The organism is Sphingomonas sp. (genome assembly GCF_036731925.1).
Lineage (GTDB): Bacteria > Pseudomonadota > Alphaproteobacteria > Sphingomonadales > Sphingomonadaceae > Sphingomonas.
Map to the genome: position 1 here is coordinate 463,294 of NZ_DAINDJ010000001.1, position 15,630 is coordinate 478,923.

Sequence of the window (15,630 nt, forward strand, 5' to 3'; positions counted from 1 at the left end):
TCGGGCCGCGTGCCCGGCGGCTCCGTCAGGCCCCACCCCAACCCCTCCCCTGAAGGGGAGGGGCTAAGGTTGGGTTACTCCGCCGCCACCTTCGCCTTCGCTTTCCGCGGCTTGAGCAACGGCGCCAGATACCGCCCGGTATAGCTGCCCGGCACCTTCGCCACCTGCTCCGGCGTGCCTTCGGCGACGATCTCGCCGCCCTTCACGCCGCCTTCGGGCCCCAGGTCGAGGATCCAGTCGGCGGTCTTGATCACGTCGAGATTGTGCTCGATCACCACCACCGTGTTGCCCTGTTCCACCAGCGCGTGGAGCACTTCCAGGAGCTTCCGCACGTCCTCGAAGTGCAGGCCCGTGGTGGGTTCGTCGAGGATGTACAGCGTCTGCCCGGTGGCGCGGCGCGCCAGTTCCTTGGCGAGCTTCACCCGCTGCGCCTCGCCGCCCGACAGCGTCGTCGCCTGCTGGCCGACCTTCACATAGCCGAGGCCCACTTCGGCGAGCATCGCCATGCGGTCGCGGATCGGCGGCACGGCCTTGAAGAACTCGACCGCGTCTTCCACCGTCATGTCGAGCACGTCGGCGATCGACTTGCCCTTGAACTTCACCTCCAGCGTCTCGCGATTGTAGCGCGCGCCGTGGCACACGTCGCAGGTGACATAGACGTCGGGGAGGAAGTGCATCTCGATCTTGAGCACGCCGTCGCCCTGGCACGCCTCGCACCGGCCACCCTTGACGTTGAAGCTGAACCGGCCGGGCTTGTAGCCGCGCGCCTGCGCCTCGGGGAGGCCGGCGAACCAGTCGCGGATGTTGGTGAAGGCGCCGGTATAGGTCGCCGGGTTCGAGCGCGGGGTGCGGCCGATCGGCGACTGGTCGATGTCGATCACCTTGTCGCAATGCTCGAGCCCGGTGATCTTGTCGTGCTTGCCGGCGAGCACGCGCGCGCCGTTGAGCTGGCGCGCGGCCGAGGCGTAGAGCGTGTCGAGCGTGAAGCTGGACTTGCCCGAGCCCGAGACGCCGGTGATGCAGGTGAAGGTGCCGAGCGGGATGCTCGCCGTCACGCCCTTGAGGTTGTTGGCGACGGCGTTGTGCACCGTGATCTTCTTGCCGTTGCCCTTGCGGCGCTTGGCGGGCAGCGGCACCTCGCGGGTGCCGTTGAGATAGTCGGCGGTGACGCTGCCTTCGGTGGCGAGCACCTCGTCGAGCGTGCCCTTGGCGACGATCTCGCCGCCATGGACACCGGCGCCCGGCCCCATGTCGATCACATAGTCGGCGGTGCGGATCGCATCCTCGTCATGCTCGACGACGAGCACGGTGTTGCCGAGGTCGCGCAGCCGCTTGAGGGTGGCGAGCAGCATGTCGTTGTCGCGCTGGTGGAGGCCGATGCTCGGCTCGTCGAGCACGTAGAGCACGCCCGACAGGCCGCTGCCGATCTGGCTGGCGAGGCGGATGCGCTGGCTCTCGCCGCCGGACAGCGTGCCCGAGGTGCGATCGAGGTTGAGATAGTCGAGCCCGACATTGTTGAGGAAGCCGAGCCGCTCGTCGATTTCCTTGAGGATCGCGCGGGCGATCTCGCGCTGCTGGGGCGTGAAGGTCTCGGGCAGCGTCTGGAAGAAGCCGAGCGCGTCGACCACCGAGAGATGGGTGGCATAGGCGATGTCCTTGCCCGCCACCTTCACCGCCAGCGCCTCGGGCTTGAGGCGGGCGCCGCCGCAGACCTCGCAGGGGTGGCTGGCCTGGTACTTGCCCAGCTCCTCGCGCATCCAGGCGCTTTCGGTCTGCAGCATGCGGCGATTGAGGTTGCCGATCACGCCCTCGAACGGCTTCTTGACGTCGTAGCTCTTGCGGCCGTCGACGAAGGTGAGGGTGACCGGCTTGCCGCCGGTGCCGTGGAGGATGATCAGCTGCACCTCGCCGGGCAGGTCCTTCCACGGCGTATCGAGGCTGAAGCCGAACTCGCGGGCGAGGCTGCCCAGCACCTGCATGTAATAGGGCGAGGGCGGGTTGGACTTGGCCCAGGGCACCACCGCGCCCTTCTTGATGCTGAGATCATGGTTGGGGACGACGAGATCCTCGTCGAACTCGAGCTTCTCGCCGAGGCCGTCGCAGGCCGGGCAGGCGCCCTGGGGGGCGTTGAACGAGAACAGCCGCGGCTCGATCTCGGGGATGGTGAAGCCGGAGACCGGGCAGGCGAACTTCTCGGAGAAGACGATGCGGTTGTCGGGGATGCCGACGCCCTTCATCTTCTTCTTCGCCTTGGGGCCTTCGCCTTCCGACGCAGTGTCGTCGCCTTCCACCCGGAACGCCTGGGGAGCCTCGCGCACCGCATTGCCCTGCAGCGCCTCCACCGTCGTATCCACCAGGTCCACATAGGCCAGTCCCTCGGCCAGCTTGAGCGCGGTCTCGAAGCTTTCGGCCAGCCGCGTGCCGATATCGTCGCGCACCACCAGGCGATCGACCACCACCTCGATGTCGTGCTTGAACTTCTTGTCGAGCGCCGGGGCTTCCTCGATCAGGTACATCTCGCCGTCGATGCGGACGCGGCTGAAGCCCGCCTTCTGCCACTCGGCGAGTTCCTTGCGATACTCTCCCTTGCGCCCGCGCACCACGGGGGCCAGCAGCAGCAGGCGGGTACCCTCGGGCAGCGCCAGCACGCGGTCGACCATCTGGCTCACCGTCTGCGCGGCGATCGGCAGGCCGGTGGCGGGGGAGTAGGGCACGCCCACGCGCGCCCAGAGCAGGCGCATGTAATCGTAGATCTCGGTAACCGTCGCCACCGTCGAGCGCGGGTTGCGGCTGGTGGTCTTCTGCTCGATCGAGATGGCGGGGCTGAGGCCCTCGATATGCTCGACATTGGGCTTCTGCATCAGCTCGAGGAACTGGCGCGCATAGGCCGAGAGCGACTCGACATAGCGGCGCTGCCCCTCGGCATAGATGGTGTCGAAGGCGAGGCTCGACTTGCCCGAGCCAGACAGCCCGGTGATCACCGTCAGCGTGTCGCGGGGAATGTCGATGTCGACGCCCTTGAGATTATGCTCGCGCGCGCCGCGGACGGAGATCGTGGTGAGTGCCATAGGGGAGGGTTCTAGCTTTGTTCTGAAAAGGATGCCAGAGCCCAGATAGGAAGCGAATGCCTCCGCTGCGAGGGGTGCAGGGGGACAGGTGCATCCATGCCCCCCGGATCTACCCGTTGATCTTCAAGGACGGCGGGCAACCAGCACGCCGGCGACCGACAAGATGTCCGCCGCGTTGTTGCTCCCCGTTAGCGCGTAGCCGCCCTGGAAGTGCAGTGCTGCCTCTTCCGCAGCGGGGCCGAAGAACAGGCCCGAGCCGCGGCCAGTAAAGGTCTGCGTTGCCCCGGCAGCAGCGGTGAGATTCCCGTCGAACTGGTTAAGGCCAGACGCGATGGCTCCGGCGAAGCTCAGGTCGCCATAGCTGAAGCTTGCTCCGCCACCGGAAGGCGTAAAGACGGGCGACAAGGTTCCGGTAACACTGCCGCTGGCAAAGGCGACGTTCAGTCCGCCGGTGCCGCGAAGCTCATAGCCGGCGTTTACTCCGATCCGCTGGCCGTTGCCATACAGCTGTCCGGTGAAGCTGGCGGTGCCGACGCGCGGCAGTGCCGCAGCAGTGGTCTGCAGCCCATAGGTGAACCACGTCTTCACGCCGTCGTCTCGCCACGAGGGCGCCTGCGAGAGCAGCGTGCTATATTCGCCGAAGCCCGCATAGTTCAGGACCAGCTCCCCACTGCCGCCGGTGGGAGCGTAGACGCGCAGCGTGCTGGCGCGCTCGGCAGTGGCGATACGATAGGTCTGGATCCGCGAACTGCTTTCGGCGACTACCAGATTGGCCGCGGTGAAGCTGTTCCCGAAAATTGCATAGCTCCCGGCACTACGATCGATTGCCAGCGTGCCTGCGTTGAGAATCGCCTGCGTATAGGACGGCGTGACAAGGCCCGGTGTGTCGCCACGCACATTCTGCGCCGAGTAGACCAGCGAGCCCGAATGCACATCAAAGCTGCGCGGGGTTGCGACTGTCGCGAGCGTGTCGCCACTGGTGCCGCCCTTCCGCCCGGTAATCGTGCCGACGCTGCGGATCGCGCCATCGCTGGTAAGGCTGACAGTGGAAAAGGTTGCGCCGACTTCCTCAGCACCAGGGCCATAGAAGCGCCCGTTGAGCGTGCCCGAATCCCCGAATAGCGAGAAGGACATGTTGCCGGCGAACTGCCCGGTGGCGCTGGAAAGCGTCGCCACGCTCAGGAAGTCGAGATTGTTGACGCTGCCCTGCACCAAGCCCACGCTTCGCGCCTTGCCGCTGATACGAACGCCGCCGCCCGCAAAGTCGACGTCGAGCCTGCCGCTTCCTGCCAGACTGGCGAGTTCCGCCGGGTACGCCTGTACGCCGATCAGATCGACCGCATAGTTGCCGAACCCGGTGCGCGGCACGGCAGTTGCGGGAGTTCTGACGCCGTAGGTGAAGGCGTCAACGGTACCGGCCGCCGCATTGTTACTGCGTCTGGTCTGCTGCCAGAAGCCGCCGCCGACATATTGGTATCGGTACGCGCCCGAGGTGCCGGTGTTGGTGAGCGTGAGCGAATCGGTCACGTCGCCGGTAGTGCGCTGGAAGACGGTGAGCTGCGCGCTGCTGTTGGCCGCATCCTTGTCCGTAGGCCGGAAGGACTGGCTGCGGCTGCCCGACGTAACGGTGTAGCTGCCGTTCGCAGCGTCATAGGCGACGGCGATCGTAGGGCTGCCGGCGGTTACGGTTCCTGCACCAGTGCTTGGATAGCTTGCCGAGACGGCGGTGCCGTCGGTGGCGAACGTCTCACTGTTGGTGAGCGCGAGAAGCGATGTATTCGGTGTTGGCGCCGGCGTGGGCGTTGGCGTCGGTGCCGGTCCGGGGCTCGGCGTCGGCGACGTCCCGCCGGTGGTAGGCGCTGGTGCGCCGCCGATACCGCCACCGCCTCCGCCGCTGCACGCGGACAACAGGGCACAGGCCGCAAGCGCGGCGATCGAGCTGCTCGTATACTTCATGACTTTTCCCCCTTGGATCGATCTAGCGATGACATGACTGCGCGATCAAGATCCGCTTCCGGCGCTTTTTGCTAGCACATGATTGGGGTTCCGGTGCCTGCGCATCGCTTCGATCGGAAGCGGCGGCTACGCATGATTCATTGCGCGCGCGTGACGGATGTCACACGGGCGCGCCGTCTGCCGTGCCAAGACAGGTTCAGCGCCGGCGGCATGCACATAGCCCGCGGCGCACCAGGTCTCCCAAGGGCCCGCGATTCGGGGGAAGCGCGGCGCCCATGCGGGCGGGCATGTCCAGGCCGGGGGGCTGGAGATGTCCGCCCGCTGCTCCTCCTGCGGCATCCATGAGGCGGGGGGCGGGAGCCGCCGCGCCTGTTGCTGCCGATCGGATCGCCGCCGGCAATGCTTCTTCGCCGCCGCGCGTGGTCGCGCTGCCTTTCCCTCACTCGTCATTCAAGGGCGAGCGCTCGCCCAGATCGCGCCCGGATAGCGGGCGTGGGCAGGGTGTAGGCGCGCCGGCTCAATTGGTTGTGCTTGCCGCCCCAGCGATCGACCCGGCTGCAGCCGGACTTCTTCGCCGAGATCTGAAGGCGGGGAAAGGACGGAGGGAGCGTGCGCACAGGGGAATGCGCCGCCCCCTCCGCCAGGCGCGGCCCGTTTCCGCCCTCCTGGCCGGCGGGGCGGGAACGGGTGCGGGGGACGACTAGAATGCCATGGCGCCAAGTGCCTGCACGGTCGCCCGTGCCGCGGCGCTGGGCCCGGCGGCAACGGCCGATGGCGCGTTCGACTCCTGGAAGCTGTTTGCCTGGCGGGCGAGCTTGTCCACTTCGCGCGCCAGGTTCTGCGCGGCGGCGGAGGTTTCCTCCACCATCGCGGCGTTCTGCTGGGTGGCCCGGTCCATGTCGCCGATCGTGGTCGACACTTCCGTGATCGCGGTCGCCTGAGCCTGGTTGTCGCTCGCCATCTGCGACAGGAGGTCGTTCACCGTCGCCACGTCGCCCGAGATGTTCGACAGCGCGCCGTCGACCTTCTCGACCATGCCCACGGCGGCAACGATGTCCGCCTGGGTGGCGGTAAGCTGGTCGCGGGCGCGGCCTGCCTCTTCCTCGGCGCGCATCGCGAGCGCCGAGACGAGATCCGCGACCACCGCGAAGCCGCGGCCTGCCTCGCCGGCGCGGCCGGCCTCCACCGCAGCGTTCATCGCCAGAACGCGCGTCTGGAAGGCGATCTTGTCGAGTCCTTCGATCACGCTGTCGATGCCCTTGGCGCTGTCCGACACCCGCTCCATCGCGGCCACCGCCTGTTCGGTGATCGCGCGGCCGGTATCGACCGTCGCCTTGGCGCCGTCCGCGCGCTCCACGGTGCGGCGCGCATTTCCGGCGGTGGCCTTGAGGCGCTGGTCCATCTCCTGCACCGAGGCCGCAGTCTCGGCCAGGCTGGCGGCATTGGCTTCGGTGCGGCGGGACAGGTCGCCCGACGCCTGGGCGATCTCCTGCGAGCCGGTGCGGATCGCCTCCACGGTCTCGTTGATTGCGCCGAGAAGGCCGGATAGTGCCGTCTCGCGCTCCTGCAGCGCTTCCATGGCCTTGGCGCGGCCGGCCTGTTCCTGCTCGAAATAGATCGAGACCGACATCTCGAGGTCGATCAGCGCAGCGGTGACGATGGCGCGCAGCTGGTTGAAGCGGGGATCGGGCTTGCGGCGGCCGAAGGGGAGGCGGGGACCGCCTTCCATCGCGGCGAAGCTTTCGATCATCGAATCGAGGATGATCGCGTAGCTGCCGATATACCATTGCGGCGTAAGGCCGATCTGGGCGTGGCGGGCGCCGATGCGCTTCACCCGCTCGACATAGTCGGCATCGAAGGCGGCGCCGGAGAGATGCGCCCAATGTTCGGACTGGAGCTGCTTGGCCCTGGTGATGTGCGACTGGCCGGAAAACATCCTCGCCGTTTCGGGATGCGCGGCGATCTGGGTGTAGAGCCGGTCGAGCGCGGGAGCGAGCGCTGTCTGGATGGTGTCGCGCGCTTCGGCGAGCAGAGCGCGCTTGTCTGCGGTATAGCCGACGAAATCGAGGCGGGTTGTGAGTTCGGGGTGCAACATCCTGCTCCTGGATCGGGCCGATGCCCGTTTCCCGAATCTATAGAGCAGCGCCGCCGCCGGACGGGCCGGAAGTCCGTGTACCTTGGGACATTCCGGGGCCGCGCGGAGGCGACGTCAGAAGGCGCGGGTAAGCCCGATCGTCGCCGCCTTGCGGGTGAAGTCGTAGATGCCCACGGTGGAGCTGTTCCGCTCCCAGTCCAGCCGGATGATCGGCGCGAAGCCGTGGATCTGGAGGCGGCGGAAGGTAGCGCCGGCACCCAGGCTGACATTCCAGTCCCTGCGCCGCTCTGGAAACAGGAACAGCCGCGCATCGCCCTCCAGGCGGCGCAGTCCGGCGGTGGCATAAAGGGTGGTGCGGCCGAATTCGCGCCAGCCGAGCAGGCTGGCCGCACCCGAGGCGGTGGCATAGCCCGGGTCCTTCGCCGTCTGCCGGGTGGCAGACAAGGTGACGCTGCCGCCGGCGCGCGAAGAGAAGGCGCGCTCATAGGCGACTGCGCCGTTGAGCAGCAGGCCGTTCTGCAGCGCATTGCCGCGATAGGTGGTGTCCGCAAGGGTGGCGCTGGTGGTGAGCTGCGCCTTGGTGCCGAGCGGGTGCTGCCAGTCGACCGCTGCGGTCGCGGTGCGGGCATAGGGGCTGCCGCCATACCAGCGCTGGGTGCCGCCGATGGAGGGGCGGAGGCGGTCGCGGCCGAGGCTCCATTCCAGGCCGACCAGCGCCGAGGCCGAGACGTCGTTGAAGCGGCCCTGGCGGTAGAAGTCGCCCTGGCCCGAAACGCGGGGGACGAGCGCAAGGTTGGTCGCCACCGGCACCCGGGCATAGAGCTGGCCGCCGACATGGGCGCCGACGCCGGATTGCTCGCGGGCATCGCGCGAGAGCTGGAGCGGGGCGAGCACGGTATCGAGCGTCGCCGCATCGGTGGCGCGGTTGACGTTGCTGTCCGGCACCAGCGCGACTTCGAGGCTGGCACCCCAGGGCTTGCGCGAGCGGAGCGCGGCGGCGAACTGGTCGACAATCTGCGCGACCTGCGGCGGCAGGCCGCCGGCCTGCGCCTGGCGCAGCTCGCGCCGTGCGGCGCCTTCGTCGCCCATCTGGGTGAGGAGACGGGCGAGTTCGAGGCGAACGCGGGCGGCGCCGGGCTTCTCGTCGAGCAGCGCGCGATAGGTCGTCGCCGCCTCGCGCTTGCGGCCCAGCTTCTCGAGCAGCTGGCCCAGCCGGAAGCGCGCCTCGGCCCGGACCTCGGCATCGGGATCCTTGGCGAGTGCGCGGTACATCGTCTCCGCGTCGCCCGGTTGGCCGCCTGCCTCGGCCCGGGCGGCGAGCGCGAACAGCTCCACCGCCGAGACCTGATGCTGCTCGGACGTCTGGGCGAGGGCGGGGATCGGCGCCAGCAGGGCCAGCGCCAGGGGAATCGCGATGCGGTGAGTCACTGCGCCTTCTTAGCGAGCGCCGCGCCGTTGAGAACCGCCTTGTCGCCATTCGCCAGCGTGCGGGTCGCATCGAAGGTCGCGCCGAGCTCCTGTGCCTGCGGGCCGAAGAACCAGCCGGTCAGGCTGCCCGCACCGCCCGGCGCGGTGAGCGCGCCGGTGAAGCCGTTGGCGGAGATGCCTGCTCCCTGGAAGGCGAAGGTGCCGAAGTCCCGGCTGCCCCCGGCACCGTTGCCGGTGATCGCCAGGCTGCCGCCCGCGCTTGCCCGTGCGAAGTCGACGGTGAAGCTGCTCGTGCCGCCCAGCGTGTAGCCGATGCCGCCGGCGGTGCCGGTGCCGAACACCAGGCCGGCATAGCTGGCCGTGCCGGTGCGCGGCATCTGGTCTGCCGTGGTGCGCTGGCCGAAGGGGAGGTACCAGCGCTGCGGATCGCGGCCCGCCGCGGCGTCGTTCGCCAGATAGGCGAGCTCGGCGAAGCTGGCATAGCTGAGCGCGAGCGGGCCCTTGCCGCCGTCGTAGATCCGCGCCTGCACGGTACCGGCGGCGATGGCCTTCCGGTACAGGTCGAAGCCGACGTCGCTGGTGATCGCCTCGCGATCGGCGGCGGTGAGCAGGACCAGGGTCTCCGACAGGCCGGGAAGGCCCGTCACGCCATAGTCCCCCGCGGCCGTGCGCGTCACTTCTGGTGGCGCGAGCATGCTGCCGGCGGCGAAGGTGCCGCTCGACTTGGCACCGACCAGGCTGACCGCGCCCACCGCGCCGTTCGCCCCGGTCAGCGCCGCGCTGGCCCCCGTTTCATCGGCTGCAGGGCCATAGAAGTGGCCCAGCAGCGTGCCGCTATAGCCGCCCAGCAGCGCCAGGTTGAGCGCGCCGGTGAAGCTGTTGGCGCTGCTCGACAGCGTTGCCGATCCGCTGAAGCTTCCATTGGTGGTGCTGGTGATGCCGCTATTGGTGAAGCTGGCGATGGCGGTGCCGCTGGTGGTGATGGCGCCGGTGGCGAAATTGGCGGACAGCGTGCCGTTGCCGGTCACCGCAAGCGGGCCAGGCTGGCTGGCATCGGCAAGCGCGCCGGCCAGCTGCACGGCATAGCTCGCCGATCCGGTGCGCGGCAGCGCGGCGGCGGGGGTGGCCATGCCGAAGGTGAAGGCGTCGGTCAGGGCGGTGGTGACGCCGTTGCTGCTGGTGCTGCTCGCCCAGCGACCGGCGCGGACATAGCGCATGCCGTTCAGCGCATCGAGGGTCAGTTGGTCGACACCGCCGCCGCCGCTTGCCGAGGCCGGGAACACGCCGGTGCGTGCGCCGGAGATGATCACATAATTCCCCGAGGCTGCGTCATAGCTGACGGTCACCGGCTGTGCGGTGGTACCCGTCGCGCCCAGCGCGCCGGTGGCATCGGTATAGTTCGCGCCCAATGTGGCGGCCTCGCCGGTGAAGATCTGGCTGGCGGTGAGGTTGGCGAGGCTGGCATTGCCGGTCTGCGCACCCGACTGGCGGCCGATCAGCACGCCGCTTGCGGCGCGGCCGTCGGCATTGGCCGCGCTCCACGACGCACCGACTTCCTCTGCTGCCGGGCCGTAGAAACGGCCGTCGAGCGTGCCCGCAAGGTCGCCGTCCGAAAATGCGAACACACCCGAAAAGCGATTGCTGCCGGCGGCAAGCTGGGCAAGGCCGACGAAGGTGGAACTGGTGATCGTCGCGCCGGTGCTGGTCGAGACCTCGCGCACCTCGCCGCTGGTGACGATGCGGCCGGACAGGAAATCCACCTGCAGCGTGCCGCCGCCCACCAGGCTTTCCAGCACGCCATAGCCCAGCGAACCGACCAGATCGATCGCGTAGGCGCCGCCGCCGGTGCGGGGGAGCGCCGTGTCGGGCGTCTCGACGCCATAGGTGAAGGCATTGAAGCGGAAGCTGCTTTCGCCATTCGCGGCCATGTCCGCGCGCTGCCAGAAGCCAGCGCCGACATAGCGGTAGGTCAACGCGCCGCTGGTGCCGGGCAAGGTGAGCGACAGCGTGTATTCGCTGTTCGCGCCCGCATGGCGATAGACGCGGAGCACAGAGTTGGACTGTGATGCGTCGATGTCACCGGGCAGGAACGTCTCGGTGTTGACCCCATCGCTCACGGTGTAGCCGCTGGTCGTGGCATCGTAGCGGATGGTCAGGGCCCGCGTCGCTGCAAGGCAGCCGCAGGCGCGCGCATCAGGGTAGAAGGTGCCGGCAAACCCTCCGGCATCGTTGTCGAAGCGCTCGGTGCTGGTGAGCGACAGCAGCGAGGCGTTGATCTGCGGGTTGGTGGGTGTTGGGCTGGGCGCAGGGGTGGGGGCCGGCGTCGGCGTGGGGCTCGGCGCAGGTGTCGGCGCAGGGGTGGGGGCCGGCGTCGGCGTGGGGCTCGGCGCAGGGGTGGGGCTCGGCGCAGGGGTGGGGCTCGGCGCAGGGGTGGGGGCTGGCGTCGGCGTGGGGCTTGGCGCGGGTGTCGGGGCCGGCGTCGGCGTTGGGTTCGGTGCCGGCGTCGGGCTGGGGACGGGCGCGGGAGTCGGCGACGGCGCGGGGCTAGGTGCCGGCGTCGTGTCGGGTACAGGGCTGGGCGCCGCGGGTGTCGTTGCCACGCCGCCGCCGCCGCCGCCGCCGCCGCCGCTGCACGCGGCGACCAGCGCCAGAGCTGAAACCATCGTCGGGAGCATGATCGAGCGCCGCATGCCGAATCCCCTGAGAGCCGCATTAATCATGGCTCGGGTTATGCCCGGGCGGGATATAAGTTTTGGTTAATTGAGGATTTTTCATTTTGTTGCCGGTGATTTCTGCTTTGTCATGTTTTGTTCACCGCCGACGGCCGATGCTGGCGGCAACAGGATCGACGAGGTGACGCGATGGCACGGTTCCACCCCCTATTGCTGAGCGCAGCGTGCGCGACGTTGCTGTGCGGCTGCACCGAAGCCGGCTTCGCGCAGGATGCGCATGTCGTGTCGGCGGGCTCTGCGGACGTCGATGCCGAGGGCGAGGACAGCTATCGCTGGATCGACCGTGCCCGTGCGCTTTGGGACACGGTAGGAGACGCGCCGCCCGATTACAGCTTCGGCTTTGACGGCGGTACGCCCGTCGCCTGGGAATTGCGCGACGGCTACTGGGTGGTGGTGGAGGAGCGGGCAGAAGGCGCGCGCACCTATTTCTTCGCCCCCGGCGATCGCGGGCCCTTCCTGGTGCGCGAGGCCGACCGCAGCTTCGGCTATCAGGACGGGAATGTCGCCGCGGTCTATGACGGCGGCGGTCGGCTGACGCCGCGTAGCGCAGGCGTGCGGGACATCGACACGGGCGAGCGGCTGTACGATCGCGGACGGCGGCTGCGGAACGCGCTGCTCGATCGGCAATGGGCGCCCGTCGACACCACCGCCTGGGGCAATCTGAACCTGTTCTTCGTCGGCATCGATCCCGGCTGGGACTCGGGCTGGCGCTATCGCAACGACGGTTTTGCGTTCGCCGAACAGCGCCGCTGGGCCGAGGAGCGCGCCCGCCGCGCCGCGATGGCCGCGGCCTTTGCCCGGTGGCGGAGCGGCGGCTTCCAGGGGCCGCCGCCGCCGGGACTTGGCCAGCACTGGCAGCATCGTCCGCGCCCCGGTCGCCCCCCGAACGCCGGGACCCCGCCGGGGACCGTGCAGCCGGGGCGGCCGTGGATGTGGGGCGGACTGCCGGGGCAACGCCCCGATCGTCCGCAAGGCACACGTCCGCCCAGCCCGCCGCCTTCGGCAGGAACACCGGGACGGCACGAATGGGAGGCCGGGGGGGCGATCGCTCCTCGCCCGGACGGCGTTGGCGCGCGTCCCCCGCGCGGGGACGGCCAGGGGCGTCCCGGCTGGCAGGGGTCGAGGCCGGGCTGGCAGGGCGCGCGTCCCGGCTGGCCGGGGCCGCGGCCGGATGCCGGCGCCCCGCAGCCGGCACCGCCGCCCGCCGCCGCGGCGTCGCCACCGCCGACTGCCCCGGCAGAGGCCGCCCCGCGGCGCGGCGGGTGGATGTCGCCCGGCTGGATGCGACAGGCGCGGCCGGATGCCTCCGGAGAGGGAACGCCGCGGCCCGTGTTCCGCCCGCCTTCCGCCCGCCCTGAGGGCATGCCGAACCGGCCGGCGCCAGCACCTGCCGCGCCGCCCCCGCTACCCGCCGCGCGGCCGGCGCCGCCTCCGGCAGCGCGGCCCGCGCCCGCACCGGAGATGCGGCGGCCATCGCCGGTTGCGCGCGCGCATGAAGAGGCGCGGACCGACTAACAACGGCCGTCCGACGTCGCGCCCGGGCCAGGCAGGCGCGCGGCGGTCGCCCGTTCGGGGGGTGTCGGGGCGCCCCATCCGGGATTGCCCGCCGGCGCTGCTTCGGTCACCCGTGGCGCGAAAGGATCGTCGCCATGACCCGCCTCGCCTCCGCTCCCGTGGCTGCCGCGCAACCCGTGGTGTTGATCGTAGACGACGATCCGCTGGTGCGCGGTTCGCTCGATTCGCTGTTCCGCTCGGTCGATTTCGCGGTGCGCAACTATGGCTCGGCGCAGGAACTGCTCGATGCCGCGCCGCCGGAAACGCCGTGCTGCCTGGTGGTGGACGTGCGGATGCCGCACATCGGCGGCTTCGAATGCCGCGACCGGCTGGCCGAGCGCGGCATCGACCTGCCGGTGATCTTCCTGACCGGGCACGGCGACATCCCGATGTCGGTCAAGGCGATGAAGGGCGGGGCGGTGGACTTCCTCACCAAGCCGTTCCGCGACCAGGACATGCTCGACGCGGTCAATGCCGGGCTCGCCCGCGCCGCCGAGCGCCGCAGCGTCGCGCTGGAGAGCGAAGGCGTGCGCCGGCGCTTCGCCACGCTCACCGCGCGCGAGCGGCAGGTGATGGAAGGCGTGGTGCGCGGGCTGCTCAACAAGCAGATCGCTGGCGAACTGGGAATCGCCGAGATCACGGTGAAGCTCCACCGCGCCAGCCTGATGCGCAAGATGGGGCTGCGCACCGTCCCCGATCTGGTCCGCGCCGCGGGCACGCTGCCGTCCCGCGACGGCACTGCGTAGTTCCCCCGAATAAACGCCCGTATAGCTTACAGCGCGAGCCCGTCTCTCTACCGTTGCAGCCATAGTCGCGGATAGCCCGGCGGCGATGGGAATGTGCGCGTGCGGGAAAGCCTGATTGCCGTGATCGATGACGATGCGCTGGTGCGCGATGCGGCGGCGAGCCTCGTCCGTTCCCTGGGATATCGCACGGCGACCTATGCCTCGGCCGACGAGTATCTGGGCACCGAGCTCGACTCCGCCGCCTGTGTGCTGACCGATCTGCAGATGCCCGGCCGATCGGGGCTGGACCTGCGCGAGAGCCTGCGCGCGCGCGGATCGACCGTGCCGGTGATCCTGATGACGGCATTTCCGACCGACGAATTGCGCGCCCGTGCGGCGGGGCTGGGCCTGATCGCGCTGCTTGACAAGCCGGTCGATCCCGACCTGCTTTCCAGCGCGCTGGCACGGGCGACGGGCGAATAGCTCAGGCGGCGAGCGGCAAGTCGATCGTCGCGATCGCGCCGCCATCGGGATGATTGGACAACGCGATCCAGCCGTCGTGCAGTTCCACGATCGAGCGGCAGATCGACAGGCCAAGGCCCATGCCGCCCGGCTTGGTGGTTGCGAAGGTCTCGAACGGCTGAACCATTGCCGGATCCAGCCCTGGCCCATGATCGCGCAGCAGCAGCTGGACACGGCCGTTCCGCGGCTCCAGCGCCAGCTCCATGCGCTTGTCGGAAACGCCCGCTGCCTCCATCGCCTGCAGCGCATTGGTGATCAGGTTGAGCAGCAGGTGCTTGAGCAGAATCGAGTCGCCCATCACCCGCGGCTCGCCGAGCGGCGACACCCGGATGCGCGCGCCGTGCGCGTCGAGGTCGCGTGCCGCGATGGTGAGCGTGTCGGCGACCAGGCTGCCGAGCCCCAGCGACTGCATCTCGCCTTGTGCACCGCCGACCAGGGACCGGACCCGCCGGATCACCGTGTGGATGTTCGCCACCGCCTGGCCGAGCCCGGTGAGCGCCAGCCGCACCTCGTCCAGATCGGGCTCGGGCCGGGCCAGCCAGCGGGCCGCCGCCTCGGCATAGCTCTGCACCGCCGCGATCGGCTGGTTGATCTCGTGCGCGATCGAGGCGGACATGGCGCCGATCGCGGCGGTGCGCTGCACGCGCTCCAGCTCGATGCGGGTGCGCTCCACGGTGGTCTCCAGCCGCTTGCGCGGGCGGACATCGAGGATGCTGCCCGGTACGCGCGCCAGGCAGGTGCCGGGGGCGAGGCTGAACGCCACGATGATATCGATCGGGGATCCGTCTGCCGCATGGACCTGGGTTTCTGCCTGGAACATCGGCCGCTGCTCATCGATCGCCAGGATGCAGTCGGCGAAGCTCGCGTCGGTTTCGGGCAGGAAGTCGCCCAGCTTGCGGAAGAAGGCTGCCTTGCTCGGCACGCCCATCAGGTCCAGCGCGGTCTGATTGACGTCGGTGATGCGCACCAGCCGGCGGGTTTCGGCGACAAAATCTGGGTGCGCGCGAAGATAGGCGGCGAGATCGGTCACGCCTCGTGCGCGGACCCCCGCGATCGCCTCTGCGACGGGGCGGAAGTCATGTTCCCAGATCGCGATGGCGAGCGTGTCGGTCATCGTTGCGTAGCGGCGCTCCTCGCGGGCCATGCGCGCGTCTAGCGCTACGCGGTGAAGCAGCAGCGCAGCTGTGACAGCGTTGGCGGCAAGGCTTACCAGCAGGCGCAGCATCGCTTCGCTCGCCGGGGCGCCGCGATGGACGATCATGAAACTCGCCAGGGTGAGCGCGGCGCAGGAAAGCGCCCAACCGATCAGCTGGCGCCGATCAAGGCCAGCGCCCGCCAGGAGCAGAACGACGACATACAGCGTGGCTATCGCGCTGTGGAAGCTAGTGAAGCTGTCGATCCAGAAAATGCCGAGTGCCAGCAATGATGCTGCGAGGACGCGAAGGCGCGCGCCGTTCCATGGCCCGCGCTGCCGCGCTCCGCCCGACAAGGCGACGCCGCGGCCGCCCATGGCCTGATCCCCGAAATTCGACATGGGGCAAGGATGGGGG

The 15,630-nt window shown here is 69.4% G+C and carries 9 protein-coding genes; 3 read left to right on the plus strand and 6 right to left on the minus strand.

The window, feature by feature from the left end; genetic code table 11:
* Window positions 1–74 precede the first annotated feature (74 nt).
* From uvrA to V7E00_RS02395, 5 genes are all read right to left on the minus strand, one after another.
* The gene (gene uvrA, locus V7E00_RS02375) at window positions 75–3,068 is read right to left on the minus strand and encodes an excinuclease ABC subunit UvrA (RefSeq protein ID WP_333571080.1); all 2,994 of its coding nucleotides are present in this window, start codon (window positions 3,066–3,068) and stop codon (window positions 75–77) included.
* Window positions 3,069–3,191: 123 nt separating this feature from the next.
* Window positions 3,192–5,024: a hypothetical protein gene (locus V7E00_RS02380; protein WP_333571081.1), complete on the minus strand. Its 1,833-nt coding sequence runs from the start codon at window positions 5,022–5,024 to the stop codon at window positions 3,192–3,194.
* Window positions 5,025–5,724: 700 nt separating this feature from the next.
* Window positions 5,725–7,119 (minus strand): globin-coupled sensor protein, encoded by a 1,395-nt coding sequence (locus V7E00_RS02385; RefSeq protein ID WP_333571082.1) that lies wholly within the window; start codon window positions 7,117–7,119, stop codon window positions 5,725–5,727.
* A 114-nt stretch (window positions 7,120–7,233) separates the two neighbouring features.
* Window positions 7,234–8,547, minus strand: coding sequence for a surface lipoprotein assembly modifier (locus tag V7E00_RS02390; RefSeq protein WP_333571083.1), 1,314 nt, complete (start codon window positions 8,545–8,547; stop codon window positions 7,234–7,236).
* On the minus strand, window positions 8,544–11,237 hold the full coding sequence (locus V7E00_RS02395) for a transferrin-binding protein-like solute binding protein (protein WP_333571084.1): 2,694 nt from the start codon (window positions 11,235–11,237) through the stop codon (window positions 8,544–8,546). Before V7E00_RS02395 ends, V7E00_RS02390 begins: the two co-directional genes overlap by 4 nt.
* A gap of 171 nt (window positions 11,238–11,408) precedes the next feature.
* On the opposite strand from V7E00_RS02395, the gene V7E00_RS02400 reads away from it, so the two are divergent.
* The 3 genes from V7E00_RS02400 (at window position 11,409) to V7E00_RS02410 (ending at window position 14,041) form a co-directional block, all read left to right on the plus strand.
* Complete coding sequence (locus tag V7E00_RS02400) at window positions 11,409–12,794, plus strand: hypothetical protein (RefSeq protein WP_333571085.1); 1,386 nt, start codon at window positions 11,409–11,411, stop codon at window positions 12,792–12,794.
* Between the two features lie 134 nt (window positions 12,795–12,928).
* Window positions 12,929–13,579 (plus strand): response regulator transcription factor, encoded by a 651-nt coding sequence (locus tag V7E00_RS02405; protein ID WP_333571086.1) that lies wholly within the window; start codon window positions 12,929–12,931, stop codon window positions 13,577–13,579.
* Between the two features lie 99 nt (window positions 13,580–13,678).
* On the plus strand, window positions 13,679–14,041 hold the full coding sequence (locus tag V7E00_RS02410; RefSeq protein ID WP_333571087.1) for a response regulator transcription factor: 363 nt from the start codon (window positions 13,679–13,681) through the stop codon (window positions 14,039–14,041).
* Between the two features lies 1 nt (window position 14,042).
* On the opposite strand, the gene V7E00_RS02415 is transcribed toward V7E00_RS02410, so the two are convergent.
* Window positions 14,043–15,614 (minus strand): sensor histidine kinase, encoded by a 1,572-nt coding sequence (locus tag V7E00_RS02415; RefSeq protein WP_333571088.1) that lies wholly within the window; start codon window positions 15,612–15,614, stop codon window positions 14,043–14,045.
* Window positions 15,615–15,630: the final 16 nt, after the last annotated feature.

Coding starts and splice junctions, on each gene's coding strand:
- uvrA (WP_333571080.1), bottom strand. CDS start 3,068: ATGGCACTCACCACGATCTCCGTCCGCGGCGCGCGCGAGCATAATCTC.
- V7E00_RS02380 (WP_333571081.1), bottom strand. CDS start 5,024: ATGAAGTATACGAGCAGCTCGATCGCCGCGCTTGCGGCCTGTGCCCTG.
- V7E00_RS02385 (WP_333571082.1), bottom strand. CDS start 7,119: ATGTTGCACCCCGAACTCACAACCCGCCTCGATTTCGTCGGCTATACC.
- V7E00_RS02395 (WP_333571084.1), bottom strand. CDS start 11,237: ATGCGGCGCTCGATCATGCTCCCGACGATGGTTTCAGCTCTGGCGCTG.
- V7E00_RS02400 (WP_333571085.1), top strand. CDS start 11,409: ATGGCACGGTTCCACCCCCTATTGCTGAGCGCAGCGTGCGCGACGTTG.
- V7E00_RS02405 (WP_333571086.1), top strand. CDS start 12,929: ATGACCCGCCTCGCCTCCGCTCCCGTGGCTGCCGCGCAACCCGTGGTG.
- V7E00_RS02415 (WP_333571088.1), bottom strand. CDS start 15,614: ATGTCGAATTTCGGGGATCAGGCCATGGGCGGCCGCGGCGTCGCCTTG.